Here is a 26366-nt window from a genome sequence, read left to right as displayed (position 1 = left end):
GCGGGCGCCCGGCCTCGATACGAGGCCGGCACCGCCAGGCGCCGGCTCGCAGTCATTCAGCGCGGCTCTATGCCCGCGTCGTGGATCAGCTTGTGGTAGCGCGCCAGTTGCGTGCGTGTCTCGACGCCGAGTTCCTGTGCCGTCGAGCCGCGCGGCGTCAGGCCGTAGTGCTTGTAGCGCTCGATCACCTCGGGGTCTTTCAGGGCCTTGACGATTTCGGCGTTCAGGCGGTCGATGATGGGCTTGGGCGTGCCGGCCGGGGCGACGATGGTGAACCATGAATTGAACAGGAACCCTTTCAGGCCCGATTCGGATACCGTGGGCACATTGGGAAACTGCGGCATGCGATTGGGCGTCGTAACGCCGATCAGCCGCAATTTGCCTCCTTCAACCAGGCCGGTGACGGTAGCCAGGCCCTGGAACCCCACCGATACCTCGTTGCCGGCTATGCCGACCGCCGCCTGCGAGGCCCCCTTGTAGGGCACGTGGCGCATCTTGATCCCGGCGTCGGAATCGAACAATGCCATGGCGATGTGCTGCGGACTGCCGACGCCGCCGGATCCGTAATTGATCTGGCCGGGATCGGCCTTGGCGGCCTTGATGATGTCCGCCGCCGATTGATAGGGCGACTTCAGCGAAGCCACCAGGCCCCATTCCACCGTGGCCACCAGCGACACCGGCTCGAAGTCTTTCAGGATGTCCCAGGGCAGGTGCGCCTGTATGTTCGGCAGCATGGTCATGATGCTGTCGTTGAAGCCGCCGATGGTGTAGCCGTCGGGCGCCGCGCGCGCCACCTGGCCGGCGCCTATCTGCCCGGACGCGCCGGGTATGTTTTCCAGCACGATGGACGCGCCCATGTTCTGGGCCATCTTCTTGGCCAGCACACGCGCGGCATTGTCCACCGCGCTGCCCGCCGCCAGCGGGATGATCATGCGGATGGGCTTGTCGGGATACGCGGCACGCGCCGGCAGCGCCGCGGCAAGCGTGGCCGCGCAGGCAAAGGCACAAACGATACGCAACATTTTTGTCTCCTGAGTGATTTATTTTTTTATCGCCGCGGCGCATGCCGCCGCTGCGCCATGCTCGGGCGCCGGCGGCACGCGCCGCGGACTATTGGCGATGCTCGGCGGCTATCGGCCGCGTCTCGCCGGTTTCGACCAGCGTGCGCGTCGCGTTGGGCGAGGCATAGATCCACAGGATCTTCATGCCTTTATCCGGCGACATATTGCGGAAGCGATGGGGAATATTCGGCGGGATCCAGGTGGTGTCCAGGGGCTTGAGCCGGTATTCCTTGCCCTCGATGTCCAGAATGGCGTCGCCTTCCAGCAGCATCACGCTTTCTTCGCAATTGTGGCTGTGGAACGGTATGGCCGTGCCGGGCGCGAATTCGGTGATGCCGTTGATGAAGGACTGGGCGCCGACGGCCGCGGTAACGAGAGGCGTGGTGCGGGCCCCGCCCCCACGGTCGTGGCTCTTGATCCGGTCGGGATACATGACCGCCGGTGTGCGCTGTTCGCTCATGGTTGGGGCTCCTGTACGAGGAATTTCATGTTCATTACGCAACAGGCCCGGCACCAGTCCGGGCCCGACATATTCAAGCGCCCGTGCCTGCCGGGCTCATCGATCGCAAAGGTTCTATACCCAGCTCGGCGGCCAGCGCGTCGAGTTCGAGCGCCAGGGCGGCCGCGATCGGGATGCCGGCCTCGGCATATATTTCGCGTTTCGCATTGCTTTGCTCGCCGGGCAGCCGGATATGCTCCACGCCCGGCAAACGCTGGCTGCCGCGGATATCGCGGACCAGGCGATCGACGTCGGTCTTGAATGCTGCCGGATCGCGAAAGACCTTGAGATCGAGCGCGAGTATCGCCTGGCCGGTATTGGTGGGGGTGACGTGGTCCTTGTTGAAGTCGACCACGTCGCGCCCCATCGCGCCGCCGCCCAGGGTGCCCGCAAGCAGCCCCGTCACCAGAGCCAGGCCATAACCCTTGTAGCCGCCGATGGGCAACAGGAAGCCTTCGCCCGCCCGGGCCGGGTCCAGCAGGGGCTGGCCCTCGCGGTCCATCATCCAGCCTTCGGGCATCATCTGGCCGCGCTTGGCGAGCGCCTTGACCTTGCCGTATGCGGCCACTGTAGTGGCCATGTCCAGCACGATGGGAGGTTCCGTGCCGGCCGGCACGGCCACGGCGATCGGATTGGTCGACAGCAGCATTTCCAGGCCGCCCCAGGGCGGCAAGTGGTTGGCATTGCCCACCGCGAAATACAGGCCCAGCATGTCGTGCCGCAACACTTTGCGCACGTATAGCGATGCCGGCCCGGCATGATTGCTGGCCCGGGTACTGACCCAGCCTATGCCGCAGGCCCGGGCTTTTTCCACGGCCAGATCCACCGCGCGCGACACCACCAGGTGCCCCATGCCATTGTCGCCGTCCAGCACCGCCATCGCCGCATGCTCGCTGACGACATGGATGTCGGGCCGCACATTGATGCCGCCGGCGCGGATGCGCTTTACGTACTGCGGCAGCCGTATGACCCCATGGCCGTCGGACCCTTGCAGGTCGGCCTCGGCCATCAGGCCGCCGACGGTGCCGGCATCCGGCGCGGGCAGGCCGGCGCGTTCCAGCGCGCTGGCGATGAAGCGGGCAAGCTCGGAGACTTCTGCCCGTACAAATTGCTTGTCTGGTTTGGTCATGGCGGAATCACAAGGTTCGAGGCAAGTTTAGGAAGCTTGTTGCGGGGTGTCCAATACTGTATATTGGCCTAGCTATATCAAAGCGATATAGCCAAGCCCCGCCGGCACCTCGCCTTCCTGCCGGCTCGCCCCCCTCGCGGGGCCGGCCGATACGGCTCCTGAACGACACCGATACACACCAGCAAACGGAACAGCAGCGATGGACCTGCGCGCATTGCGATACTTCGTGGCCGCCGCCGATGCCGGCAGCCTCAACGCCGCATCCGCGGCGATATCGATCGCCCAGCCGGCCATCACCCGGCAAATCCGCCAGCTCGAACAAGATCTCGGGGTCGAACTGCTGCTGCGCACCTCGCGGGGCGTGCACCTCACCCCCGCGGGCGTGACGCTCTACACGGCGGCCCAGCGCATCCTGGCCGAGGCCGACCGGGTCAGGAAGCAGCTCGAAGCCCCCGGCGGGCCGGCGCAATCCCGGGTAGCCCTGGGCGCATCGCCGACGCTGGCCCGCATCATCGTCCCCGGCGTCTTCGACACCTGCCGGCGCATCCTGCCCGGCATGCACCTGGCCGTGCGCGAGGCTTTCACCCCCGCCCTGCTCGACTGGCTGGTGAAAGGCATCATAGACATCGCAGTCATCACCAAGACCGACGCTGCTTCCAGCGTGCCCGTCACTCTGCAGCCCTTGCTGGGCGAGCCGTTCGTGCTGGTCACGCAGAAATCGCGCAAGATCCAGCCTGTCGTCCAGGCGGCCGACTTGCGGCGCATTCCCCTGCTCATGACGACCTTGCACCGCGGCATCGTCGAGCCGCAGCTCGCGCCGCTGGGCATTACCCTGAACATTCCCGTGGAAATGGATTCGGTCGATTCCATCCGCGAGCTCGTGCTGCACGGCCACTGGTCGACCCTGATGCCGATATCCGTATTCAAGCCGGTCGAATCCTCATCGCCCATCACGCTGTCGGAAATTTCCGGCGTCCAGTTGTACCGGCAACTGCTGGTCGCCACCCGGATCCGGCGCACTCCCGATCCCGCGGTATCGATGTTGAAAGACCTGATCACCGAGGAATCGGCCCGCCTGTCGAGACTGGGCCTGTTCAGCCTGGGCAGCACGCTGCGCGCCCGCAATTGAGGCGCTGCAGCGCCGAGCCCATATAAGTCAAAACAGTTGAGAGCATCCACGCCCCGGAGCATGCATCCAGCCCGGGGCCTGGCGGGCCAGGCCGCGCCCGAGCGGCCGAACTGCCGAACCGCCAAACGGCCATATCCATTCGCTACGGCCCGGCGCTATAGTGTGCGGCGTACACCCTGTTTCCAACCTCTCATCACACACCCAGCCGGGGAAACTTCATGGATCTCGAACTTGCAGGCAAACATGTACTCATCACGGGCGGCAGCCGGGGCATCGGCCTGGCCTGCGCCCAGGGCTTCGGTCGCGAAGGCGCGAGGCTCAGCATAGTCGGACGCGATGCGGCCAGGCTCGATGCAGCGGTCGCCAAACTGCGCGACGCGGGCTTCGAGGCCGTGGGCTATCGCGCCGACCTGACCGACGCGGACGCGGCGCTACAAATGATCGACGCGGCGGAGGCCGGCGGCGGCCCTATCGATATCCTGGTCAATTCCGCGGGCGCGGCCCGCCGCACGCCGTTTCCCGAACTTACGCCGCAAGCCTGGCACAACTCGATGCAGGCGAAATTCTTCTCCTACATCAATGTGATCGACCCCTTGATCAAACGCATGGGCCAGCGCAAGACCGGCGCCGTAGTCAACATCGTCGGCATGGGCGGCAAAGTCGCCAGCACCGTACACATCTCGGGCGGCGCCGCCAACGCGGCGCTGATGCTTGCCAGCGCCGGGCTGGCCGCGGCATACGGCCCCATGGGCGTGCGCGTGAACGCCGTCAATCCCACCGTCACCCTGACCGACCGCATGGGACAGGGCCTGGAAGCCGAAGCGCGCGCCCGCAACATCACGGTAGAGGCCGCCAAGAAACAGGCCGAGGCCAAAATGCCGCTGGGCCACATCGCCTCGCCCGATGAAATCGCCAATGCCGTGCTGTTCTTGTGCTCGCCCAAGGCAAGCTATATCTCGGGCGCCATCCTGTGCATGGACGGCGCGGCGACACCGATGGTGGTGTAGGGCCTGCCCCAAAATGGGTCGGCACTTTCAAGGCGCGCCGGCGCTGGAAAAAGGCCCAGGCCCCAGCTTGAACTGCTCGTCATACTTCGCCATAAAAAACACCCCAAAGCCTGGATCGATGTCCGACTTTTGGGGTGCGGTTCAGCATGGGACCCGGGCCTTGTAGCACGAGAATCACCCATCAGGCGCGGCTGGGGCGGCTCTCGCGGCGCGGCATGCCGCGTCAGTTCAGGCTCAGATGGCGCTCTTTGATGATCTTGCCATAACGGGCGCGCGAGTCGGCGGCGATCTTGGCCAGTTCTTCGGGCGTCGAACCGTGCGCCACGGCGCCTTGCGAGGTCAGCTTGTCCTCGATGCTCTTGGAAGCAGCGATTTCGCGTATGGTCGCGGACAGCTTGTCGACGATGTCCTTGGGCGTGCCCTTGGGCACCAGCACCGCGGTCCAGGAGCCCGTCTGCGCGTTGTGTATGCCGGCCTCGTCCAGCGTAGGCACGTCCGGCATGACCGGCGCGCGCTTGTCCCCGGTCACTGCGAAGGCCCTGAGCTTGCCGCCTTTCACATAAGCCACGGTCTCGAGCACCGAAGCGAACAACATGTCCACACGGCCGGCGATCAAGTCGGTCATGGCCGGGCCGCCCCCTTTGTAGGGAATATGCGCCAGCTTCACGCCGGTGGCTTCCTGGAAAATTTCGCCGGCCAGGTGCGGCGCACCGCCTATGCCCGAACTGGCGAAAGTGTGCTTGCCCGGCTCGGCCTTGGCCAGCGCCACCAGTTCCTGCACATTCTTGGCCTTCAGGGAATTCGACACGACCAGCACGAACGGCAGGTCCGAGAACATCGACACGGGCTCGAACGCCTTGGCCGGGTCATTGTGCAGCTTGTACAGCCACGGGTTGATGGCCAGCATGCCGGAATTGGCGAACAACAGCGTGTAGCCGTCCGGCTTGGCGCGCGCGACATAGTCGGCGGCGATCTGGCCGCCCGCGCCGGGACGGTTGTCGACCACGATGCTGACGTTCATTTTGCGGCCCAGTTCCGAAGCCAGCAGGCGGGCGGAAATATCCGTGCCGCCGCCCGGGGCGAACGGCACGATCAAGTTGATAGGCCGCGACGGATATGTGTCGGCGGCGTGGCTGGCCAGCGGCAACAACGCCGCCATGGCCGCCGCGGCGCCGAACATGCGCACCCGGATGCGGAATTTATTTGTAGTCTCCATCGATTTCATGCCTCTTCTTGCTGATTGTGGAATAGGTCGCGCCGTGCAGGCCGGGCCGCCTGCCGGAAGCTGCATGCTCCTCGACACCGGCCCAGATGAAACAGGACCCGCGGTCTGGCCGCAGAGTGTCGAAGTATAGGGATGAATTGCGATCTATAGCCGTTCGAGCTATAAATAACATAGATCAATTCAATTATTGAATCAATAAGATAGCGATGGAACTACGCCAGCTCGAATGCTTCGTGGCCGTGGCCGAAGAACTGCACTTCGGCCGTGCCGCAGCGCGCCTGTGCATGACCCAGCCGCCGCTCAGCCGGCAGATCCAGTTGCTGGAACAGGACGTAGGCACGGCGCTCTTCGCGCGCAGCAGCCGCCAGGTGGAACTTACCCCGGCCGGCCGCAGCCTGCTCAGAGACGCGCGCCACTTGCTGGACCTGTCGGCGCGCGCGGCGCTGGCCGCGCGCCGCATGTCCGGCGGCGAAGCGGGCAATATCGCGCTCGGGTTCACGGCGGTCGCGGCCTACCGCCTCATGCCCACGCTCATCAAGCGCACTCGCCTGATCCTGCCCGACGTCGACATCCAGTTGCGTGAAATGGTGTCGACCGACCTCAACAGCCTGTTGCTTGCCGGCGAGCTCGATGCCGCGCTGACCCGCCACGTGCCGCAGCAGCCGGGCTTTGCCCACCGCCTGATCGAACGCCAGCCGCTGGTGCTAGCCCTGCACCAGGATTCCCCGCTGGCGCAACTGAAGACGGTGCCGCTGAAAGCCTTGCACCAGCAGCCTTTCATTCTTTATGCCCCCAAGGAAGGCAAATATTTCCACGACCGTATCGTCGGCGCGATGGAATTGGCGGGCGCCTCGCCGCTGATCGCGCAATACGCCGGCCAGACCCACACGCTGCTGGCGCTGGTCAGGGCCGGCATGGGAGCCGGCATCGTGCCGGACTCGGCCAGGGAACTGCGCTTTCACGAGGTGATATTCCGGCCGCTGCAGCACAACAGCCTGCATGCCGAAATCTATCTGGCCTGGCGCGCCAGGCACGACAACCCCGCGCTCGGCGCGTTCATCGAACGCGTGGTGGGCGGCTGATTCCGGCACGTTTCGGTTATCATGAAACCTGCTACATACCGTCTTGCGCCACCACAACAATCGCTATAAAAAATGGGCAATCATGTAGGAATCCGCCAAGTCGCGCTCAAGGCCAATACCTCGACGGCAACCGTGTCGCGCGCGCTGAACAACCCCAACGCCGTGCGCCCCGAAGTGCGCGCCCGGATCGACGCCGCGGTACGGGAGCTCGGCTACATTCCGGATGCGGCGGCGCGCGCGCTGTCGTCGCGCCGCACGCAGACCATAGGCGCCATACTGCCCACCGTCGACAACGCCATGTTCGCGCGCGGCATCGAAGCCCTGCAGAAATATCTTTCCTCGCAAGGCTACCTGTTCCTGCTCGCCACCAACGATTACGACCCCGAAGTCGAATTCCGCCAGGTGCAGAACCTGGTCAGCCGCGGCATCGACGGCCTGATCCTGCGCGGCGACATCCATTCCGACGAACTGCGCCAACTGCTGCAGCACCAGCGCATGCCCTTCGTCAATGTGGGCGTCTACCATCCCGACAAGACCTATGCGAGCGTCGGCATCGACAATACCGCGGCCGGCCGCATGGCATGCGAATACCTGATAAGACTGGGGCACCGGCGCATCGGCATGATCGCCGCCCTGACCGGGCGCAACGACCGTGCTTCCGGCCGCGTCCAGGGCGTGCAGCAGGCATTGGCCGAGCACGGCCTGGCGATGCGGGACGACTGGTATACCGAGATTCCATACCATCTGGACGATGCCCGCCAGGCCCTGCGCAACGTGATGCTGCGCGACGGAGAACGCCCCACCGCCCTCATCTGCGGCAACGACGTCATCGCCTACGGAGCCATGCTGGAAGCCGAACGGCGCGGCTTTTCGGTGCCGCGCGACCTGTCGGTGATGGGCTTCGACGACCTGGAATGGAGCCGCCACCTGCGCCCCAGCCTGACCACCATCCACGTGCCTACCGACGACATCTGGACGCGCGCCGGTGAATACGTGGTGCGCACGCTGGCCAACCAGCCGGTGTCACTGCACCACGAGGTGGAGGTATCGCTGGTCGTGCGGGAATCGACGGCGGCCCCGCATCAGGGCGCGTAAGCCGCGCAGAAGTCGCCCTCGGCTTCGATGCCTTTTGCCAGGCCCGCATAGTTCGCCGACCAGGTGCCGGCCTCTCGCCGTGCCAGGTCCTCGAGACGGCGCAATGTTTCCAGCCCGTCGCTGCGCAAGGTATCGCGGCAGGCCTGCAGGTCGGGGAACTGCTGCAACGCATGCCCCCAGATCGCACGGCCGGCGAGGAATCCGTCGGCCCCGGCCGCGAATGCATATTCCATGACGCGCACGAACTGTTCGCCGGTGACCCCAGCCGACAGCATGACCCAGGGCATGGACGCGGCCCGGCAGACGTCCCCCATCGCATCGAACAAGGCCTGCGCCTGAAGGTGCTCCGCGCCGCCGTCGCGCGCGGGCAAAGTTGCGCCCGGCAAAGGACTTTCGAGCTTGAGCAGATCCACGCCATAGCGCGGGTTGCAGAATTCGCGCACGCTGTCGATGACGAGCTCGGGCAGTTTTTGCGGCGACTCGACATAGTCGTCCGCCGGCGCCAGGCTGCCCTTCAAAGGATAGACCAGCAGTTCGAGCACATAGGGGATATCGTGCCTGCGGCATTCCTTGCCGATCTCCAGCACGTAATTACGCTGGTGTTCGAGCACTTCCGCGGCGGCATCGGGCCGATACCAGGCTAGCACCTTCACGCCGTCCGCGCCGCAAGCCTTGATCTTCGCCACGTTCCAGTCCTTGATCGAATGGGACAGGCGCCCGCCCGGCGTTTCCTGCGCGCGATGATCTTCCAGTGTCATGACCAGGCCGGTGCGCGCGGGCAGCAGGTCTATGGCCGCCGGCAATGCGTAATTCGGGTCGAACAACATGGCGCTGGCCTGCGCCCCCAGCACCTCCACCAGCAAGCGTTTGGCGGCCACCATGTCGGCGAATGCCACTTGCGCAGGCTCTATGCCGCGGCGCTTGGCAATCAGGTTGATGAGGGGCGGCCTCTGGTCAAGGGCGACCATGGAAAAATGCCCCTGGTCGTCGGCCAGGCGCTTCAGGCCCCGCTCTTTCCCTAGACGAAGCGTATGTGTCAATTTTTACTCCTGGTGAAATGATGCAAGAACTCCGCGGCTTCCCGTAAATCCGGGCAACCCGCCCTGCCGCCGGCATGCCGGCACTTGAGGGCCGCCACGGCCGCCGAAAAGCGCAGCGCTTCTTCCGTTTCGGCGCCGGCAGCCAGCGCGAAAGCCAGTGCGCCGTGCAGTACATCGCCGGCCCCGGTGGTATCGACCGCCCGCACGGGGAATGCGGCCTGGCGACGAACGCCATGTCCCGCTTCCCACACCAGCCCGCGTGCTCCCAGCGTCACGGCGGCCAGCCCGCAGCCGCGCGAACGCGCGTATGCCAGGCGCCCCGCCTCGTCTTGCGCGACGGCGCCCGCGTATCCCGCCAGGCCCGGCTCGGAAAACACCGCGAAATCCGTATGCGGCAACAACAAGTCGAACACGTCCGGATCGGCCACGTCGCCGTCCAGGACGGTCGGCACCCCCAGGCGGCGCGCGGCGACGAACAGCGCCAGCGCGCCTTCGGGCCAGCGCGGATCCGCCAGCACCGCCCCGGCGCCGGCCAGCGTATCCAGCAGCAGCCAGCCTGCCTCGGAAGGCTGGTCGGCGCCGCGAAAATTGAGAATCATCCGATCGCCGCGCTCGTCGACCACGATGCCTGAGACCGACGAACGCGCCCCCGGAAACAAACGGAATTGGCTCACATCGATGCCGAAGGCGGCCAATTCGGCGCGCATGCCGTGCCCGGCCGAGTCGTCGCCGGCGCGCCCCCAGAACGAGGCCTGCCCGCCCAGTTTCGCCACGGCCACCGAGGCGTTGGCGGCCATGCCGCCCCCGCCTTCTCGGTAATCCGAGGCGCGCGTCTTGCCATCCCCGGACGGCAACTCGCGCACCACCCAGGTGCGGTCGTAGGCGGACAGCCCCAGGCAAATCACGCGCGGCCGCGGCGGCCGATCCGGATCGCACCAACCCATGCTCATGGCCTGTGCCTCATCGCGCCCGGGTGCGGCGCGCGCCCGGCACTCATCGAACAAGCTTGCAGCACTGTGCGCATGGTTTAATTCCCCATAAATCGACATGCCGCTCAGCGCAAGGCCGCGCCATCGCTGCTGCGGAACAGATGAAGCTTTTCCCGCGGCAGCATCAGGGTCGCGCTGTCGCCGGCCTTGGCCTTGAAATCCGGCGGCACCCGCGCCACATGGCGGCCGTCGTCGCAATTGAAATACAGCAGCGTGTCGGACCCCAGTGGTTCCACCACGCTCAGCTTGATGGCTATGCCCTCCCCGCCGGGCGGCCCGACCTGCAGGTGCTCGGGCCGTATTCCCACCACGACCTGGTTTGCGCCGTCCCGGGCCAGGACCTGCTGCAGGCGCTGCGGAACCGGCAGGATGGCGCCGCCCTTCAGGCGCAAGGTCCCGCCGTCGACGGCCGCGTCGAAGAAGTTCATGGTGGGAGAGCCGATGAACGAGGCGACGAACTGATTGGCCGGCTCGCCATATACCTGGTCCGGCGTTCCCACCTGCTGGATGACCCCCTTGTCCAGCACCACGATGCGATCGGCCATGGTCATGGCTTCGACCTGGTCGTGCGTGACGAAGATCATCGTGGTCTTGAGTTCCTGCGACAGCGCCTTGATTTCGGTGCGTACTTCGGTGCGCAGCTTGGCATCGAGGTTGGACAAAGGCTCGTCGAACAAGAACACCTTGGGATTGCGCACCATGGCGCGGCCCATTGCCACGCGCTGGCGCTGCCCTCCCGACAGAGCACCGGGACGGCGCTTCAGGTACTGCTCGATGCGCAGCAGTTCCGCTGCCCGCTTGACGCGGCGATCGATCTCGGCGCGCGGCGTGCGGCGCATCTCCAGGCCGAAGGCCATGTTGTCGTATACGCTCATGTGCGGATACAAGGCGTAGTCCTGGAACACCATCGCGATATCGCGCCTGGACGGTGGCACGTCATTCACACGCTCGTCGCCAATGTACAGCTCGCCGCCGTCCACCGGCTCGAGCCCTGCCACGATGCGCAACAGCGTGGATTTCCCGCAGCCCGAAGGGCCTACGAAAACCATGAATTCCTGGTCCCGGATTTCCAGGTCCAGGCTGGGTATGACCTCGGTATCGCCATACCGCTTGACCAGTCGCTTCATATGTATCGCGGCCATCGGCACCCCTTACGCAAATGCGAGCAATGGTTTGATCAACTCACCGGCGGCAAAGCGGCCGTACATTTCCGGCAGCCGGTCGATGCCGAAGGTCGTATCCACCAGCCGGCGGTACTTGGCCTCGTTCCGGCGCAGCAGCTCGATATTGGCCTCCAGGTCTCCCTTGGGGAAATAGAACGTGCGCACCATGTAGAAATCCTTGCGCCGCACCGCCTTGTTCTCTTGCAACGGCCAGGGATTGTCGTTTTCCCCCACCAGCATCACCGCCCCGTTGGGCAGCACGATTTCGATAGCGCGCGTGCGCGCCGCGTGGGCGCCGCTGCACTCGACGATCAGCGCGAAGCGCCGCTCCATGTCGTCGGGCGGATGGGGCCGCGCGCCGAAGGACTCGGCCACCGCCAGGCGTTCGGCCTTGGGGTCGGAAATATAGACGTCGCTGTATCCCAGGTTCTGCAGGGCGATGACGGCCCCCAGGCCCACCGGCCCGGCCCCCGTCACCAGCACCGGCCCGGAACGTTCGGGCGGCACCAGCGGCCGGATAAAGCGCACGGCGTGCGCCGAGGTGCCTATGGTGTCCAGCAGCAGAGGCGCGAGGTCGTCGTCGATATCGTCGGGCACGGGCAGCAGGCATTGTTCGGGCACGGCAAGATACTCGGCGTAGCCGCCGGGCCGGTTCCAGCCGACCAGCACGGATTCGTTCAGGCACATCTGCGTATTGCCGGCCCGGCACATATCGCAGTGGCCGCAATGCACGGGGATGTACACCAGGCAGCGCCGTCCATCCAGTGCATGCCCGGGCGCCTCGACGACGCCGAAGATTTCGTGGCCCGGCGTGTACTGCGCGCCCTTCAGCCAAAGCTTGGTGTCGGAGCCGCACAAAGCGGTGCGCTTGACCTTGAGCAGCAACTCGCCGGCGGCGGCCGCCGGCTTGGCGAGGTCCACGATGGAGATTTCCTTGTTTCCATGGAATTTGGCAGCATGCATATCGAACCTCTAACCCTCTACCCTTTGACAGCGCCCAGCGCCAGCCCCGAAACCAGGCGGCGCTGGACGCAAAAAGCCAGTACCAGCGGCGGCAGCGCGATCAGCGTCGCGGCAGCCATCAGCGCTCCCCAGTCGGTGGAACCCTCGCCGATGAAATTGAACGAAGCCGCGATCAAAGTCTTCGTGTCGCCATTGGAAAGAATCAGCGCGAACAGGAAATAGTTCCACGAGAAAACGAAGGCCAGGATCACGGCCACGGTCAGCCCCGGCATGACGAAAGGCAGCGCGATGCGCCGCAGGATCACCCAGGCATTGCAGCCGTCGACTTGCGCGCTTTCCAGGACACTGCGCGGAATTCCATCGAAGAACGGCAGCAGCACCCACATCACGATAGGCATGGTAATGACCGCATGCGTCAGGATCAGCGCCCAATAGGAGCCGATCAGGCCCAGGGCGCGGAACATGGCGTACCAGGGCAGCAGGAACAGTGTGCCCGGCGCCATGCGCGCCAGCAGGGTCAGCGTGGCCGGCCATGTCACCCGCGTCCACGATACGGCGAATGCGGCCGGCACCCCCAGCACGACGCCGATCAGCGTCGACCCGCAGGTGGTGACGAGGCTGTTCCATGCGTACAGGCCGAAGGGTGTGGTGTGGAATAGCCGCACATAGTTTTCCAGCGTCGGCGAAAACACCAGGGTCGGGGGATACGCGGTCACGTCCGCCGAGGGCTTGAACGAGGACAGCACCATCCACGCCACGGGCAACAGGATGACGCAGGCCACGATGAGCAACTGCAGAATCGTCAGACAGCGCAGAACCTTTGCGTTCATCGTCGCTCCTTACACCGCGGCATATTTGCGCAGGCGCGTCAGCACCAGCACCGCGCCGAACACGATCGCCGACAAGGTGATCATCAACGCGCTCGCGTAGCCCATGTCGAAGAATTCGAACCCCTTGCGGAAACCGTAGATGTTCAGGGTGTTGGAGGCATTGCCGGGGCCGCCCTGCGTGGTGATGTAGATAATGTCGAAGAAACGCAGCAAGTCCACGCTGCGCAATATCGTCGCGGTCACCAGCGTGGGCAGCAACAGGGGCAGCGTGATCCGGCGAAAAGTATGCCAGCGCGACGATCCGTCGATCTGCGCCGCCTCATAGACACTGGGCGGCAGCGACTGCAGCCCGCCCAGCACGATCAGGGCGACAAAAGGCGTCCATTGCCAAGAATCGATCATGGCCACGGTAGGGATCACCCACTGCGGGGAGGCCAGCCAGCTCGAAGGCGGCAATCCGAACTCGCCGAGGATCCAGTTGGCTGCGCCGATGGACGGGTCCAGGATCACAAGCCACATCATGCCCACCACCACCGGCGGCAACACGAAAGGCGAAATCAGCAGCGTGCGCAGGCTGCCCCAGAGGCGCTTCGAACTGTGCAGCAGCACGGCGATATAGGTGCCGAGCAGCAGTTGCAAGACCAAAGAGAGCAGATAAAGCTCGATAGTGACTTCCAGCCCGTTCCAGAACTCCGGGTCCTGGACCATGGTCGCGTAATTGAGGCCATGGTTGAAGTGTGCCGGCATGCCGACGCTGAAATGCTCGAAACTGAGCCAGATCGCGTACATGAACGGAAACGCGATCATCAACACGGTAAAGATCGTGGCGGGCAGGGACATGACCATCAACTGCCGCCGCGTGCCTATCGATTGGCTCATTCCCGTCCCTCCCTTTTGCACAGGCGCGCGGGGCGCCCGCCGTACCGTTTCCGATAGGGATATCGCATGAGTCCTCAGCCTGCCAGGAAGCCGCCGTCGACGGCCATCACCGAACCGGTCATGTAGTCCGCGGCGGGGGTGCACAGATAGACCACGCTGCCGGCGATATCGTCGGGCTGGGCCCAGCGCCCTTGCGGGATGCGGGCCGCGATACGCTGGTAATGGGCGGCGTCCTTGCGCCCCTGGGCATTGATCGACGTCTCCACATAGCCGGGCGCAACGGCGTTCACACGTATACCCGCCTCGGCCCACGCCAGGGCCAGCGACTTCGTCAGCATCACCACGCCGCCCTTGCTCGCGCAATAGGCCGGTATGGTCGGCAAGGCGGCAAAGGCGTTCATGGAAGCGATGTTGACGATGCTTCCCGGCCGCCGGCCCGCGGGCCTTTCCAGCAGCGGCCGGCAGGCGCTGCACATCCGGAAGGTACCGGTCAGATTGACATCCAGCACACGCTGGAAGGTTTCGACCTGGAACTCGTCGAAGCGCGCGAGGATCCCCGCGCAATTGACCAGGGAGTCCAGGCGATCCACCCCTTTCATGAATCCGGCGATTTGCCTGTCGTCCGTGATGTCCAGCGCCGCCATGGCCAGGCCCGGACTCGGTTCCAGTGCACTGTCTGCCAAGGCGCGGTCGTCCACGCCGGTAGCTATGACTTCGCAACCCGCCTCGAGAAAAGCCCGGGAAATCGCCGCCCCGATATCCCCGGCGCCGCCGACGACCATTACCCGATAAGCAGGCTCGAACGAGAACAAGGACATGACAAGACTCAGGTCAGTATGAACAGGTGGATCTCCGCGCCCTTGCCGGCGCCGCATACGGGCTTGGATCACGCCGTGCGCGGCAACCGGGGGGGAACCTCGATGAACGCGCCTCAGTTTCCGGCAATCAGTTTGTCGAGCCGCGTGTCGGCCTCGCTGCAAGCCTGCTGCACGTTCTTCTGCCCCAGGATCATGGCCGTGACGGCCTGGCCTATGTATTCGCGCGATTCCGCATTGGCGACGATGGGATAGCCGATTTTCGATTCGCCCAGTTGGCCCACCTTGTTGACCGCAGTTATCCATTCCTCGCGCACCGGCTGCGCGTCCACCCATTTGCGGAACGCGGGATTATTGGCTACCGAGGCGCGCGGCGACACGATGCCGTCCACCGCAAGCTCGGCTTGCGTCTTGGGGCTGGTGGCCCATTGGATGAAATACCAGGCCGCTTCTTTTTTCTTGCTATGAGAGGAAATAGCGGCCGTCCATCCCAGGACCGTGGGATGCAGCCCGCCCGGCCCGGGCGGCAGCAGCGTAATAGCCGTGTCCTTCAGCCGCGCTCCGCCCGCCATCATATTGCGCAGTTCGTTCGACGATTCGAAGGCCATGGCCGCGCGGCCGTCCTTGTACAGCGACGAAATCTGGTAGAAGCTGTAGTTCACCACGCCCGGAGGGCCATAGTCCTTGAGCAGGCTCGAATACAGGCTGAGCGCCGCTTTGGCGGGGGCCGAGCACAACTGGGACTTGCCATCCTTCATGTATTCCCCGCCTTCGTTGTGCAGGAACACGCTGAAAGTGAAGGGCAAGGCCGGCTTCAAGCCGCGCGACACGAAGGGCGTGATGGCAGGCTCGCAAGTCTTGAGCCGTTTCGCCACGGCAGGCAATTGATCCAGCGTCTTCGGCATTTCTACCTTGCATTTCGCAAAAATGTCCTTGCGGTAATACAAGACCGGGCCCTCGATATTCAAGGGGATGCCGTTCAGCTTGCCGTCCACGGTAGCGTCCTTCACCAGCCCGGGGCTCAGGCCCGCGAAATCATAGCCGGGAGCCACGTCGTTCTTGACGTACGAAGACATGTCCGCGTACCACCCCGCCTTGGCGAACTGCAGGCCCTCGCGCGAAGGCAGGGACATGAACACATCGACCTCGTCGCTGCCCGAGTTCATCACTGTCATCAGGCGCTGGCGCATCTGCTGCTCTTGGTAGGTATCGACCTTGAGCTTCATGCCCGTGAGCTGCTCGAACTCGTGCCGATGCTTCATCAGCGTGTTGGCGATGGGGTTGTTGTTCGCCAGCACCGACAGCGTGGTGCCCTGGAACTTCTTCCAGTTGAATGTCTGTGCGGGGGCGGCCTGGATCGCCAGGCTGGCGGCTGCCGTCAAGCTCGCGACAGCGCATAGAACAGCTCGTTTCACACCGGTTTTCATATTGTCTCCTGGTAGATACAGCTGGCTCGGCTTATTATTTTTGTAACCGTTTGCAGACGATTCTACGACTGAGGTTTCAGGGTGTCAATAATTTTCTCCATAGCAATTCGGAAATTCAATTGCTGCCGCCATGGCCATCATCGATAGATGATATATATGTATTACTCATATCTTTGAAACCCGTTACAAAACATGGCGAGCCAGGCCAAAGCCGACAGATCCCGAGCCCGAGGCCGTGCCGGCGCGCCGGGAGACATCGCATCCGGCCGCCGCCCCGCCCTCCAGAAAGGGCGAGGACGCCTTGCTTCTAGAAAATGACGGGCTCGTCGGGCTCCTGCCAGCCGCTCAGGAAATCGAAATCGCAGCCTTGGTCGGCCTGGCTGACGTGCTCCACGTACAGGCGCAGATAGCCACGCTTGCGATCCGTCTTCGGCGGCTTCCATTGCTGCCGACGCTCTTCGAGCTGCGCTTCGTCCAGCAGGACATCGAGCCGGCCGGCAGGCACATCCAGCCGTATCATGTCGCCGGTGCGCACCAGGGCCAGCGGGCCGCCCACCGCCGCTTCGGGACTCACATGCAGCACACACGTGCCCGCATGCGTGCCGCTCATCCGCGAATCCGAAATACGCACGATGTCGTGGACGCCGGCCTCGAGCAGCTTCTTGGGAATCGGCAGATTGCCCCATTCGGGCATCCCGGAAGCCCCGACAGGCCCGCCGTTGCGCAGCACCAGCACCGTGTTCTCGTCGACGGCAAGCTCCGGATCGTGAATACGCCGGGTCATGTCTTCCATGGAGTCGAACACCAGCGCGGGCCCGGTATGCTCGAGCAGCCTCTCGCTGGCTGCGCTGGGCTTGATCACCGCGCCCGATGGCGCCAAGTTGCCACGCAACACGGCCAGCGCCTGCGCCTGGACCACGGGCGAGGACAAAGGCCGTATGACCTCGGGGTCGAGATTGACGGCGCTCTCGATGTTCTCGCCCAGGGTTCGCCCCGTCGCCGTCAGGCATTCCAGGTGCAGGCGCGGCGCAAGTTCCTTGAGCAGCGCCGGCAGGCCGCCCGCATAATAAAAATCTTCCATCAAGTGATCGCCCGTGGGATACAGGTTCGCCAGCACGGGAATATCGCCGCCGGCCTCGATGTACTGCTGCAAGGTCAGGGGGATGCCGGCGCGGCCCGCAATGGCGATCAGGTGCACGACCGCATTGGTCGAGCCGCCCAGCGCCATATGGACGGCAATCGCGTTGCGCACCGAATCGGCAGTCAGCAGGCGCCGCGGACGCAGATCCTCCCAGATCATGTCGACGATGCGCGCGCCGCTGGCCGCAGCCATGCGCGGATGCGCGGCGTCCATGGCGGGAATGCTGCTGGCGCCGGGCAGCGAGAAACCCATGGCCTCGGTGATCGAAGTCATGGTGCTGGCCGTACCCATGGTGTTGCAGGTGCCCGGAGAACGCGTCATACGCGCTTCCAGTGCGACCCATTCGGGCTGGCTGACCTTGCCGACGACGTAATCGTTCCAGAAAGTCTTGGTATGCGTCCCGGCCCCGACACGCTGCCCCTTGTAGCGGTCATTGAGCATCGGGCCCGCCGGCACGTAGATACAAGGCAGATCCGCGCTGATAGCGCCCATCAAAAGGCCCGGCGTGGTCTTGTCGCAGCCTCCCATGAGCACGGCGCCGTCTATAGGCAGCGAGCGCAGCAGCTCTTCGGTTTCCATGGCCAGGAAATTCCGGTAGGCCATGGCCGTCGGCTTGACCATGACCTCGCCCAGCGACATGGCCGGCAATTCGAAAGGCAGGCCGCCCGCTTCGAGAATGCCGCGCTTGACGGACTCGGCGCGCTCGCGCAGGTGCGCGTGACAGGGCGACAGGTCGCTCCAGGTGTTGATGACGGCCACGATAGGCCGCGTCATGAACTCTTCCCGCCGCAGCCCCATTTGCAGCAAGCGCTGGCGGTGGGCAAACGAACGTATGTCATCGGGCGCAAGCCAGCGGCGGCTGCGCAAAGCGGCAAGACGCTTTTCTTTATCGGTCATGGGAATCCGGCAATGGTGTGCGTGGGTATCGGGAATTGCGGCGGGCCTAGGCCCGGCAACATGCAGCAGCCCTTCCGGCAAATGCCAAACACAGCATCTCGACCACCGGCAACACTGCTTTTTTCAGTATATATCCTGACCGCTGCACCACCGCAAGGCAGCCCCCTGTCCGGCCGCAAACCCGCATGGAATAGGCTTTGCAGGCCTATCTATGCCGCGTCACGGCTCGAGCTGCTCGCGGAATTCCGGCAGCCAGTGCAGCAACCGGCGCTCCAGCAAGGTCACGCAATACACCAGCCCGACGCCGACGATGGACAGCAGCGTAATCGCGGCGAACATGTCGGTGGCGTTGAGCGTGGCCAGCGCGGTGATCATCAAGTAGCCCATGCCGGTGGTGGAGCCGACGAATTCCGCCAGCACCACGCCGATCAGCGCGAAGCTGATGGCGTTGGGCAGCGAGGCGAAGGTCCAGACCGCCGCCGAGGGGATGCGCACGCGCCACAGGATCTGGCGCGGCGACCCGCCCAGGGTGCGGCAAAAGTCCAGCAGTTCTGGCTCGACGCTGCGGCCGCCCTTGTAGGTGTTGAAGAACACCAGGAAGAACACCACGAACCACGACGTCGCCACCTTGGACGCGATGCCCAGGCCGAAGAACATGGTGATCAGCGGCACGAAGGCAATGCGCGGCATGGAATTGAAGGCCACGATGAAGGGGTTGAAGACATCGGCCAGCATGCGGTTGCGGCTGAGCGCCATGCCTATCACGAAGCCGCTGCCCACGCCCACGATCAGCCCCAGGAAGGTCGCCTGCAAGGTCTGCCACAAGTGCGGCCATACCGAATGGGGTCCGGGCAGCATCCATTGCCACAGGCGCAGCGCGATCAGGGACGGGCGGCTGATGAAGAAAGGATCGAAGATGGTGTTGTGCACGAACCATGGGATGCGGGTCAGCAGCTCCCAGGAACCGAGTATCACGGCCAGGATGACGACTTGCCATACGCTGACGCGGATGCGGCGCCGCCTGGCGGCGCGCCGGCTGCGCGCCAGGTATTCGGCATGGCTCGGGAAAGAATCATCCTGCCCTTGCGCGTCGCCCGCGTCGCGGGCCGGATCCTGGTCGGTAGAAGAAGGCTGCGTCATGGCGGTTCAGGCGGAGGCGCGGAACTGCTGGCCCAGCACGCCCCATATGCTCTGGAAATGGTTCAGGAACTGCGCGCTTTCCCGCACGCTGAAGACGTCCCGCGGATAGGGAATGTCGATGCGCTCGTCCAGCAGCACGCCGCTGGGCGGAGAGGACAGCACCACCACCCGGCTGGACAAGGTGATGGCCTCGTCCAGGTCGTGCGTGACCAGCACCACGGTCTGGCCCAGCTTGTGCCAGATATCCATCAGCTCTCTGTGCAAATGGGTCTTGGTGTGCGTGTCCAGTGCCCCGAAAGGCTCGTCCAGCAAGAGGATGCGCGGCTCCATGGCCAGGCTCATCAGCAAGGCCACGCGGCGGCGCATGCCTCCCGAAAGCTGGTGCGGATAGGCGTTGGCGAATTCGCTCAGGTGGCCGAGTTCCAGCAGCGCATCCACCCGGCTCCTGGCCTGGTCCGGCGGCATGGATTTGAACCGCAGGCCCAACGCCACATTCTTCTGCACCGTGTACCAGGGCAGCAGCGTGTCCTTCTGGAAGATATACCCTAGCGAGGGATGCAACTGGCCGGCCACCGGCTGGCCGTCGATGACGATGCTGCCCGAGCTGGGCATCAGGAACCCGGCGATCATGTGCAGCAAGGTGCTCTTGCCGCAGCCCGAAGGGCCGACAATCGACACGAACTCGCCGCTATCGATCCGCAGCGACACATCGCCTATCGCGCGGGTGCTGGCCCTGTCGGTCTGGTATGTCTTGCTGACATGCCGCAGTTCAATCACGAGGCGATACCCCGCGCCTTGCGCACGAAGCTCATGTCGACACACTGCGCGTAGGGAACGGTCTTGATCTGGTCGTTGCTGAACTGCCGCCCGTCGCCCATGATGCGCGTCATGCGGTCGTAGGCGTCCTGCGTAATGATGTTGTCCTTGAGCCAGACCTTGTTCTTGTACAGGTCTATGGCCTTGAGGACGCTGGGCCTGGACAGCGAGCTCAGGTAGTCGTCGTAGATCAGATCCGTGATCGCCTGCGCCGAACTGGCATTGATCAGGTCTTGCGCCTTGACCATGGCGGTCACGAAGGCTTGCACCTGCTCGGGGTGGCTCTGGATGGTGTCGCGCAAAGTATAGGCGGCAATGCCGGGCACGTCGCCGCCCACGTATTGGTTCCAGGCGGCATCGTTGGTGCCGTCGAAGATCGACACGCCCCAGCCTTCCTGCTCGGCCTGTTCCATCATCGAAGCCGTGGCCATGGTGGCCGCCACGGCGCCTGTCTTCAGGGCGCCCAGCATGGTGGCGAGATCGCCCAGCGGGCGGATGTCCACGGTCTTGGAAATACCCGCGCGCTGCATCAGGTAGATCGCCATCAGCGCGGTCACCGAGCCCGGCTGGGTGGCGCCGATGCGCTGCCCGGTCAGGTCTTTCAGGGTCTTGAACTTGCCGCTGTCGTAGTCCGTCTTGCGCACCAGCACATTGGCGTAGGTCATGCGGCGATCGAAGCCGAACACCAGGGCCGCGGGCTTGCCGGCCAAGGCCAGCGCCGGCGCCGCCGTAGCCGCGGTGGCGCCGAACAGGATCTGCCGTGCGGCCAGCATCTGGTTGGTGCGCGGGCCGCTCTGCGAATTGATGTACTTCACTTCGAGCCCTTCCTGGCCGAAGTAGCCCTTCTTCAGCGCCACATAGCCCGCGGTGAAGATCGGGTCGATGCTGCCCTGGCCGTACAGCGCGTTGCCCAGCTTGGCTGCCCGGGCGGCGCCCATGCCCAGGAGGCCGGCGCCCGCCAGGCCCCCGGCGGCAATCAGGATGCTGCGGCGGCGCGGTGAAGTAATCGATTGCGTCATGTCAGTTTGTCTCCGATGTAAGTCTGCCGGGAACCCGCCGCCGGCCGGCATCGCGGCCGACACAACTTCGGGCATCCACGCGGGCCACGCGTGCAGGCTGCTGGCGCAGGTCCGAGTGCCCATTCTATTTCCAAATCGCAGCGAAACATAATGCGCATTACGCTGTAACATCGGACCCGAAACACGAGGGATACACATGAGCGCAAAACCCACAGGCCTGGACGATATCGTGGCGATGTCCGCAAGGGCGCTGTCCGACGCGATCAAGAGCCGCGCGGTGTCGTGCCGCGAAGTCATGGCGGCCTACCTGGATCACATGGACCGCATCAACCCGCGCCTGAACGCCATCGTCGCCAGGCGCGGCCGCGACGAGCTGCTGGGCGAGGCCGGCGAGCGTGACGCCGACATAGCCGCCGGCCGCTGGCGCGGCTGGATGCACGGCATGCCGCAAGCCCCCAAGGACCTCACCGCGGTCAAGGGCATGGCGACATCCATGGGCTCTCCCATATTCAAGGACAACATCACCCCGCACGACTCGATACTGATCGAGCGCATCCGGGCCTCGGGCGCGATCTTCATCGGCCGCAGCAACGTGCCCGAATTCGGCCTGGGCTCGCATACCTACAATACCGTCCACGGCGCCACCGCCAATCCGTACGACACCTCGAAAACCTGCGGAGGCAGCAGCGGCGGGGCCGCCGCTGCGCTTGCCACCCGCATGCTGCCCGTGGCCGACGGCAGCGACTTCGGCGGTTCCTTGCGCAACCCGGCCGCCTTCTGCAACGTGTACGGCTTTCGGCCTTCCGCCGGGCGCGTGCCCTACGGCCCGGCCAACGAACTGTTCCTCAAGCAGCTAGCGGTTGAAGGCCCCATGGGCCGCAGCGTGCAGGACGTGGCCAGCCTGCTGGCCGTCATCGCCGGCCACGACGCCCGTGCGCCGCTGTCCCTGGCACAAGGCCCCGCCGTCTTCGCCCAGCCCCTGGACACCGATGTCGCCGGCACGCGCGTGGCGTGGCTCGGCGACTGGAACGGCTACCTGCCCATGGAAGCCGGCATTCTTTCCCTGTGCAAGGACGCGCTGGCGGCGCTGGCCGGCCTGGGCTGCGCAGTAGCCGACTACACAGTGCCCTTCGACGGCGAACGCCTTTGGCGCATCTGGCTCACGCACCGGCACCTGCTGGCCGGCGGCCAGTTGCGCCCGTTGTGGGAAAACCCGCAAACGCGCGGCCTGCTCAAGCCCGAGGCAGCCTGGGAGGCCGAAGGCCTGCAGAACCTGTCGGCATACGATGTGCTGCGCGCCTCCGAAGAACGCAGCGCGTGGTACCAGACCGTCCTGCGCATGTTCGAGGAATTCGACTTCCTGGCCATACCCAGCGCCCAGGTCTTCCCCTTCGACAAGAATCTGGATTGGCCGAAATCCATAGCCGGCCGAACCATGGACACCTACCACCGCTGGATGGAAGTCGTCACCCCCTGGACCCTGGCGGGCTGCCCCGTAATGAGCATCCCCGTCGGCTTCAACGCCGCCGGCCTGCCCATGGGCATGCAGGTGATCGGGCCGCCGCAAGGGGATCTTGCGGTGCTGCGGCTTTGCCATGCTTATGAACAGTGCCGGGACTGGGTGAATGAACGGCTGCCGCCGCTGCTCCCGGAGCAGGAAGATCCGGCCGGACCGCATTCCCCCTTGTAGGCCCACGCGCCCGCCGCCCTAGGACGACCGGATCTTCCGCCATAACGTAGTCCTGCTGATTCCCAGCGCTCGCGCCGCGGCGGCACGATTGCCGCCATGTGCGCGCAAGCTGGCGCGGATATGCTCGATCTCTGTCGCACGCTGCACGCTTTCCAGCGAATCGGGGGCGGCCCCCTGCGTCGCCGCAGGCCATGCGCCGTCGGGGCCGAAGGAGCCCAGCACCTTGCGCAGCGTCCCGGCCGCAGGCACCTTCCCTGCGAGCAGGCATTCGATCGCAATGCGCTCGACCACGTTCTCGAGCTCGCGGACATTGCCCGGCCAATCGTGCGCCATCAACATGGGCAGCGCCGCACGCAAGGCTTGCGCCGCAAGCTTGGCCGCCCCCGCCCGCTTCAAGGCGGCGGGCAGCAAATCCGCGGCCAGCGCCTCGATGTCTTCCGGCCGCTCGCGCAAGGGCGGCACGCGCAGTTGCAATATGTGCAGGCGATAGAACAGATCGTGCCGAAACGCCCCATCCCGCGCCAGCGCGGCGAGGTCGCGGTGCGTGGCCGCGATAATCCTTACATCGATGGGTATCGCATCGATTCCGCCCACCCGCGTTATCTCTTTTTCCTGCAGCACGCGCAGCAGGCGCGTCTGCAACGGCAAGGGCATTTCACCCACCTCGTCCAGCAGCAGCGTGCCGCCGTCGGCGGCCTCGAACAAGCCCGCCTTGCCCTGGCGCCGCGCGCCCGTAAAGGCGCCCTCTTCATAGCCGAACAGTTCGCTTTCCAGCAACTGCTCGGGAAAAGCGCCGCAGTTGATGGCCACGAAAGGCCGTGCGTGGCGCCGGCTGGCTCGATGAATGCCTTGAGCCACGACCTCTTTGCCGGAGCCGCTTTCCCCCTGAATCAATATCGTGGCGTCGCTGTTGCTTGCCAGCACTTCGCAGCGGTGCACCAATTCGCGCATGGAGGCGGAAACCGCTACCAGGCCGTTCAAGGTATATCTTGCGGAACGCGAGCGCCGGTGGCTATGGGCTCTCAGGCGGCCAACGGCATGCTCCAGGGGCTGAGAGGGATGCAAGGTCAATAGCGCACCCGCCTGGGCGCCAGCCTCGTACAGCGGCACGCAATCGACAACCAGCGACTTGCCGCGCACATCGTCGATGCGGCCCAGCTCGGGCATGCCGCGAGCCAGCACCGGGCCGGGGTTGAGCCCCGGTGCGACCTCGGTAATCGCGCGGCCGAGCGCCTGGCCGGCAGAGGCGCCCACTATGCGCGCCGCGGCCGGATTCATCGTGGTCACGCGCCCCCGCGTATCCACAGCGACGACGCCATCGCTCAAATGCCGTAATATCAGGTCCAGCCTGTCGCGGCGCGACCGTTCCTCGTACTGCGCCAAGGCGATGGCCAGCGCGGTATCCATCGCAGTGCGTACGGAGCCCGGGGAATACAGCAACACCCCGGCCAGTCCGGCCCGCTCCGCATAATCGGTGACCATGCCCGCCCCCACTACGACCTGTATGCCGCTCGCGGCCAGCTCGCGCACACACCGCTGCACATCCTCCGCGGACTCATAGGCGCGGAAATCCACCGCCATGCCGAACACATGGGCAAAGCGCCGCAATTCGGCGGGCACCTTGCTGTGCAGGACTACTGCAACGCGGTCCGACATCTGCCTGGCATGCGCCAACGCTGCCATGAGATCGTAGCCGCCCACCTGCACCAGTACCACAGGCACCGAGAGCCGCGTGCGCAGGAAGGCCCCGTTGCTGCCCGAGGCCACCACCACGTCGCAGCGCCCTTGCGCCGCGGCCTGCTTCAGGGGAGCCACGACAGGCTCGAAGGCGTCGTGCAGCAACTCGATCCGGGCGCGCGCAGCAAACTCGGATGCGACCGTCTGGAAGCTTTCGAACAGCCCATAGCCAGTTACCGCATAGATGCAAGGCAGCCTGCGCGTCACGGGCGGGGACACAATATCCGTATTCATGGAAGACGCGGAGCGGTTCATATTTGCCAGGATGGAAACGTCTCAAACATGAAACATGTTACTTCCATATATGAAACAAAACTGCAATGTACAGGGATCACGCCGCACAATGGCGGGGGAAAAGGCAGGTCGAACAATATTGGCATGGATATTGCTTTTATGTGTCTACCAGTAGTTCACCCATAACGACAGGAGACATCAGTGACAACATCTACATTGCGTCGCGCCCTGGGCGCGTTTGCCGCGATCTGCGGGCTTACTCTCCTCGGCAGTCCCGCGGCGGGAGCCGCCACCCGCTTTCCCAGCCGCCCCATCCACCTGATCGTGGGTTTTGCCGCCGGCGGCAGCGCCGACACGGTGGCGCGGCTGATGGCCCCCATTCTCAATAGAGAACTGAAGCAGAACATCATTATCGAGAACCGCCCCGGCGCCGGAGGCAATATCGCCTCCGCCGACTTGCTCAAGTCGGCCCCTGACGGCTACACCATCATGCTCGGCACCATCGGCTCACTTGCGGTAAACCAGCATATAAGCAAGCTGAAATACGATCCGGTAACCGATATGGAAGCCATTTCCCTGGCGGTCAAGTTTTCCAACGTGCTGGTGGTCAATCCGCATAGCGACATCCACACGCTTGCCGACTACGTGCGCGAAGCCAAGGCTTCCCATTCGAGCCTGTCCTTCGGGTCGTCGGGCATAGGCAGCAGCGGCCATCTGGCCGGCGAGCTGCTGAAATCGGTGGCGGGGCTGCACAACCAGCACATCGCGTATCGTGGCGGCGCCCCGGCAATGAACGATCTGCTGGGCGGCAGGCTGGGGGCGATCTTCGCCAGCCCCACCGATGCAGTCCAGTTCATCGCGGCCGGCAAGCTGCGCGCGATCGCAACCACGGGATTGTCCCGCATGGACGTGCTGCCCCATGTGCCGACCGTCGCGGAATCGGGCTACCCGGGGTTCGAAGCAAACAACTGGTATGCCTATGTTGCTCCGGCAAAGACGCCGGCCGACGTCATCCGGGTATTGAACAAGGCGATAGTAGTGGCCTTGAAAGATCCCGGCGTCTCGGCCAAGCTGGAGAAACTGGGGCTGCAACCCGCTCCCTCCACCCCGGCGGAAACCGCGGCATATATCCGCAGCGAAAGCAAGAAGTGGGGCGATCTCGTCAAGAAGATCGGCATCAGCGCGGACTAGGGCCTGTTCACACTAAAAGGGGTACCACATGGTCACAAAACAAGCTGTCCATCAAGGCGCGAAGCGCAGCCGTGGTGGTTCCACGGCGAGCATGAGCAACGCCGAGGGGCGGGTTGTTTTGTGGCTACCCTGCGGGCTGGCGGGCAGAAACACGCCATGCGTCGTTGC

General features: G+C 64.7%; 23 protein-coding genes. 6 read left to right on the top strand and 17 right to left on the bottom strand.

What is annotated here, in order from left to right; all coding sequences use genetic code 11:
• Positions 1–56 precede the first annotated feature (56 nt).
• From KVP10_RS06725 to KVP10_RS06715, 3 genes are all read right to left on the bottom strand, one after another.
• Positions 57–1022, bottom strand: a complete 966-nt coding sequence (locus KVP10_RS06725) for a Bug family tripartite tricarboxylate transporter substrate binding protein (protein ID WP_246600369.1) — start codon at positions 1020–1022, stop codon at positions 57–59.
• Positions 1023–1110: 88 nt separating this feature from the next.
• On the bottom strand, positions 1111–1521 hold the full coding sequence (locus KVP10_RS06720) for a cupin domain-containing protein (protein ID WP_217963726.1): 411 nt from the start codon (positions 1519–1521) through the stop codon (positions 1111–1113).
• Between the two features lie 73 nt (positions 1522–1594).
• The gene (locus tag KVP10_RS06715) at positions 1595–2689 is read right to left on the bottom strand and encodes an Ldh family oxidoreductase (RefSeq protein WP_217963725.1); all 1095 of its coding nucleotides are present in this window, start codon (positions 2687–2689) and stop codon (positions 1595–1597) included.
• Between the two features lie 199 nt (positions 2690–2888).
• On the opposite strand from KVP10_RS06715, the gene KVP10_RS06710 reads away from it, so the two are divergent.
• Both KVP10_RS06710 and KVP10_RS06705 read left to right on the top strand, forming a co-directional pair.
• The gene (locus tag KVP10_RS06710) at positions 2889–3818 is read left to right on the top strand and encodes a LysR family transcriptional regulator (protein ID WP_217963724.1); all 930 of its coding nucleotides are present in this window, start codon (positions 2889–2891) and stop codon (positions 3816–3818) included.
• A 218-nt stretch (positions 3819–4036) separates the two neighbouring features.
• On the top strand, positions 4037–4825 hold the full coding sequence (locus tag KVP10_RS06705) for an SDR family NAD(P)-dependent oxidoreductase (RefSeq protein WP_217963723.1): 789 nt from the start codon (positions 4037–4039) through the stop codon (positions 4823–4825).
• Between the two features lie 223 nt (positions 4826–5048).
• On the opposite strand, the gene KVP10_RS06700 is transcribed toward KVP10_RS06705, so the two are convergent.
• Positions 5049–6041, bottom strand: a complete 993-nt coding sequence (locus tag KVP10_RS06700; protein WP_217963722.1) for a Bug family tripartite tricarboxylate transporter substrate binding protein — start codon at positions 6039–6041, stop codon at positions 5049–5051.
• Positions 6042–6256: 215 nt separating this feature from the next.
• Here KVP10_RS06700 and KVP10_RS06695 point away from each other — a divergent pair, with 215 nt between their 5' ends.
• Positions 6257–7132, top strand: a complete 876-nt coding sequence (locus KVP10_RS06695) for a LysR family transcriptional regulator (protein ID WP_217963721.1) — start codon at positions 6257–6259, stop codon at positions 7130–7132.
• A gap of 72 nt (positions 7133–7204) precedes the next feature.
• The gene (locus tag KVP10_RS06690; RefSeq protein WP_217963720.1) at positions 7205–8227 is read left to right on the top strand and encodes a LacI family DNA-binding transcriptional regulator; all 1023 of its coding nucleotides are present in this window, start codon (positions 7205–7207) and stop codon (positions 8225–8227) included.
• On the opposite strand, the gene KVP10_RS06685 is transcribed toward KVP10_RS06690, so the two are convergent.
• The 12 genes from KVP10_RS06685 to KVP10_RS06630 form a co-directional block, all read right to left on the bottom strand.
• The gene (locus tag KVP10_RS06685; RefSeq protein ID WP_217963719.1) at positions 8215–9267 is read right to left on the bottom strand and encodes a tagatose 1,6-diphosphate aldolase; all 1053 of its coding nucleotides are present in this window, start codon (positions 9265–9267) and stop codon (positions 8215–8217) included. The genes KVP10_RS06690 and KVP10_RS06685 overlap by 13 nt on opposite strands.
• Entirely contained in the window at positions 9264–10217 is a 954-nt protein-coding gene (locus KVP10_RS06680) for a sugar kinase (RefSeq protein ID WP_217963718.1), read from the bottom strand. Before KVP10_RS06680 ends, KVP10_RS06685 begins: the two co-directional genes overlap by 4 nt.
• A 104-nt stretch (positions 10218–10321) precedes the next feature.
• Complete coding sequence (locus tag KVP10_RS06675; RefSeq protein WP_217963717.1) at positions 10322–11398, bottom strand: ABC transporter ATP-binding protein; 1077 nt, start codon at positions 11396–11398, stop codon at positions 10322–10324.
• A gap of 9 nt (positions 11399–11407) precedes the next feature.
• A complete protein-coding gene (locus KVP10_RS06670; RefSeq protein ID WP_217963716.1) occupies positions 11408–12382 on the bottom strand; it encodes an alcohol dehydrogenase catalytic domain-containing protein in 975 nt (324 codons plus the stop codon).
• A 17-nt stretch (positions 12383–12399) separates the two neighbouring features.
• Positions 12400–13212, bottom strand: coding sequence for a carbohydrate ABC transporter permease (locus tag KVP10_RS06665; RefSeq protein WP_217963715.1), 813 nt, complete (start codon positions 13210–13212; stop codon positions 12400–12402).
• Between the two features lie 9 nt (positions 13213–13221).
• The gene (locus KVP10_RS06660; protein WP_217963714.1) at positions 13222–14091 is read right to left on the bottom strand and encodes a carbohydrate ABC transporter permease; all 870 of its coding nucleotides are present in this window, start codon (positions 14089–14091) and stop codon (positions 13222–13224) included.
• A gap of 74 nt (positions 14092–14165) precedes the next feature.
• On the bottom strand, positions 14166–14909 hold the full coding sequence (locus KVP10_RS06655; protein ID WP_217963713.1) for an SDR family NAD(P)-dependent oxidoreductase: 744 nt from the start codon (positions 14907–14909) through the stop codon (positions 14166–14168).
• A gap of 113 nt (positions 14910–15022) precedes the next feature.
• Positions 15023–16321 (bottom strand): ABC transporter substrate-binding protein, encoded by a 1299-nt coding sequence (locus KVP10_RS06650; protein WP_343218697.1) that lies wholly within the window; start codon positions 16319–16321, stop codon positions 15023–15025.
• A gap of 319 nt (positions 16322–16640) precedes the next feature.
• Positions 16641–18371: an L-arabinonate dehydratase gene (gene araD, locus KVP10_RS06645; RefSeq protein ID WP_217963711.1), complete on the bottom strand. Its 1731-nt coding sequence runs from the start codon at positions 18369–18371 to the stop codon at positions 16641–16643.
• Positions 18372–18590: 219 nt separating this feature from the next.
• A complete protein-coding gene (locus tag KVP10_RS06640) occupies positions 18591–19511 on the bottom strand; it encodes an ABC transporter permease (protein WP_217963710.1) in 921 nt (306 codons plus the stop codon).
• Positions 19512–19517: 6 nt separating this feature from the next.
• Complete coding sequence (locus KVP10_RS06635; protein WP_217963709.1) at positions 19518–20288, bottom strand: ABC transporter ATP-binding protein; 771 nt, start codon at positions 20286–20288, stop codon at positions 19518–19520.
• Complete coding sequence (locus KVP10_RS06630) at positions 20285–21346, bottom strand: ABC transporter substrate-binding protein (RefSeq protein WP_217963708.1); 1062 nt, start codon at positions 21344–21346, stop codon at positions 20285–20287. Before KVP10_RS06630 ends, KVP10_RS06635 begins: the two co-directional genes overlap by 4 nt.
• A gap of 196 nt (positions 21347–21542) precedes the next feature.
• Here KVP10_RS06630 and KVP10_RS06625 point away from each other — a divergent pair, with 196 nt between their 5' ends.
• Positions 21543–23036: an amidase gene (locus tag KVP10_RS06625; RefSeq protein WP_217963707.1), complete on the top strand. Its 1494-nt coding sequence runs from the start codon at positions 21543–21545 to the stop codon at positions 23034–23036.
• An 18-nt stretch (positions 23037–23054) separates the two neighbouring features.
• Here the strand turns inward: KVP10_RS06625 and prpR are convergent, their stop codons facing one another.
• Entirely contained in the window at positions 23055–25007 is a 1953-nt protein-coding gene (gene prpR, locus KVP10_RS06620; RefSeq protein WP_217963706.1) for a propionate catabolism operon regulatory protein PrpR, read from the bottom strand.
• Positions 25008–25208: 201 nt separating this feature from the next.
• On the opposite strand from prpR, the gene KVP10_RS06615 reads away from it, so the two are divergent.
• Positions 25209–26198, top strand: coding sequence for a Bug family tripartite tricarboxylate transporter substrate binding protein (locus KVP10_RS06615; protein ID WP_217963705.1), 990 nt, complete (start codon positions 25209–25211; stop codon positions 26196–26198).
• Positions 26199–26366: the final 168 nt, after the last annotated feature.

Source organism: Candidimonas humi, assembly GCF_019166065.1.
GTDB lineage: Bacteria > Pseudomonadota > Gammaproteobacteria > Burkholderiales > Burkholderiaceae_B > Candidimonas > Candidimonas humi.
Note: the sequence above shows the minus strand (reverse complement) of the source record. Positions and strands in the feature narration are given on the sequence as shown.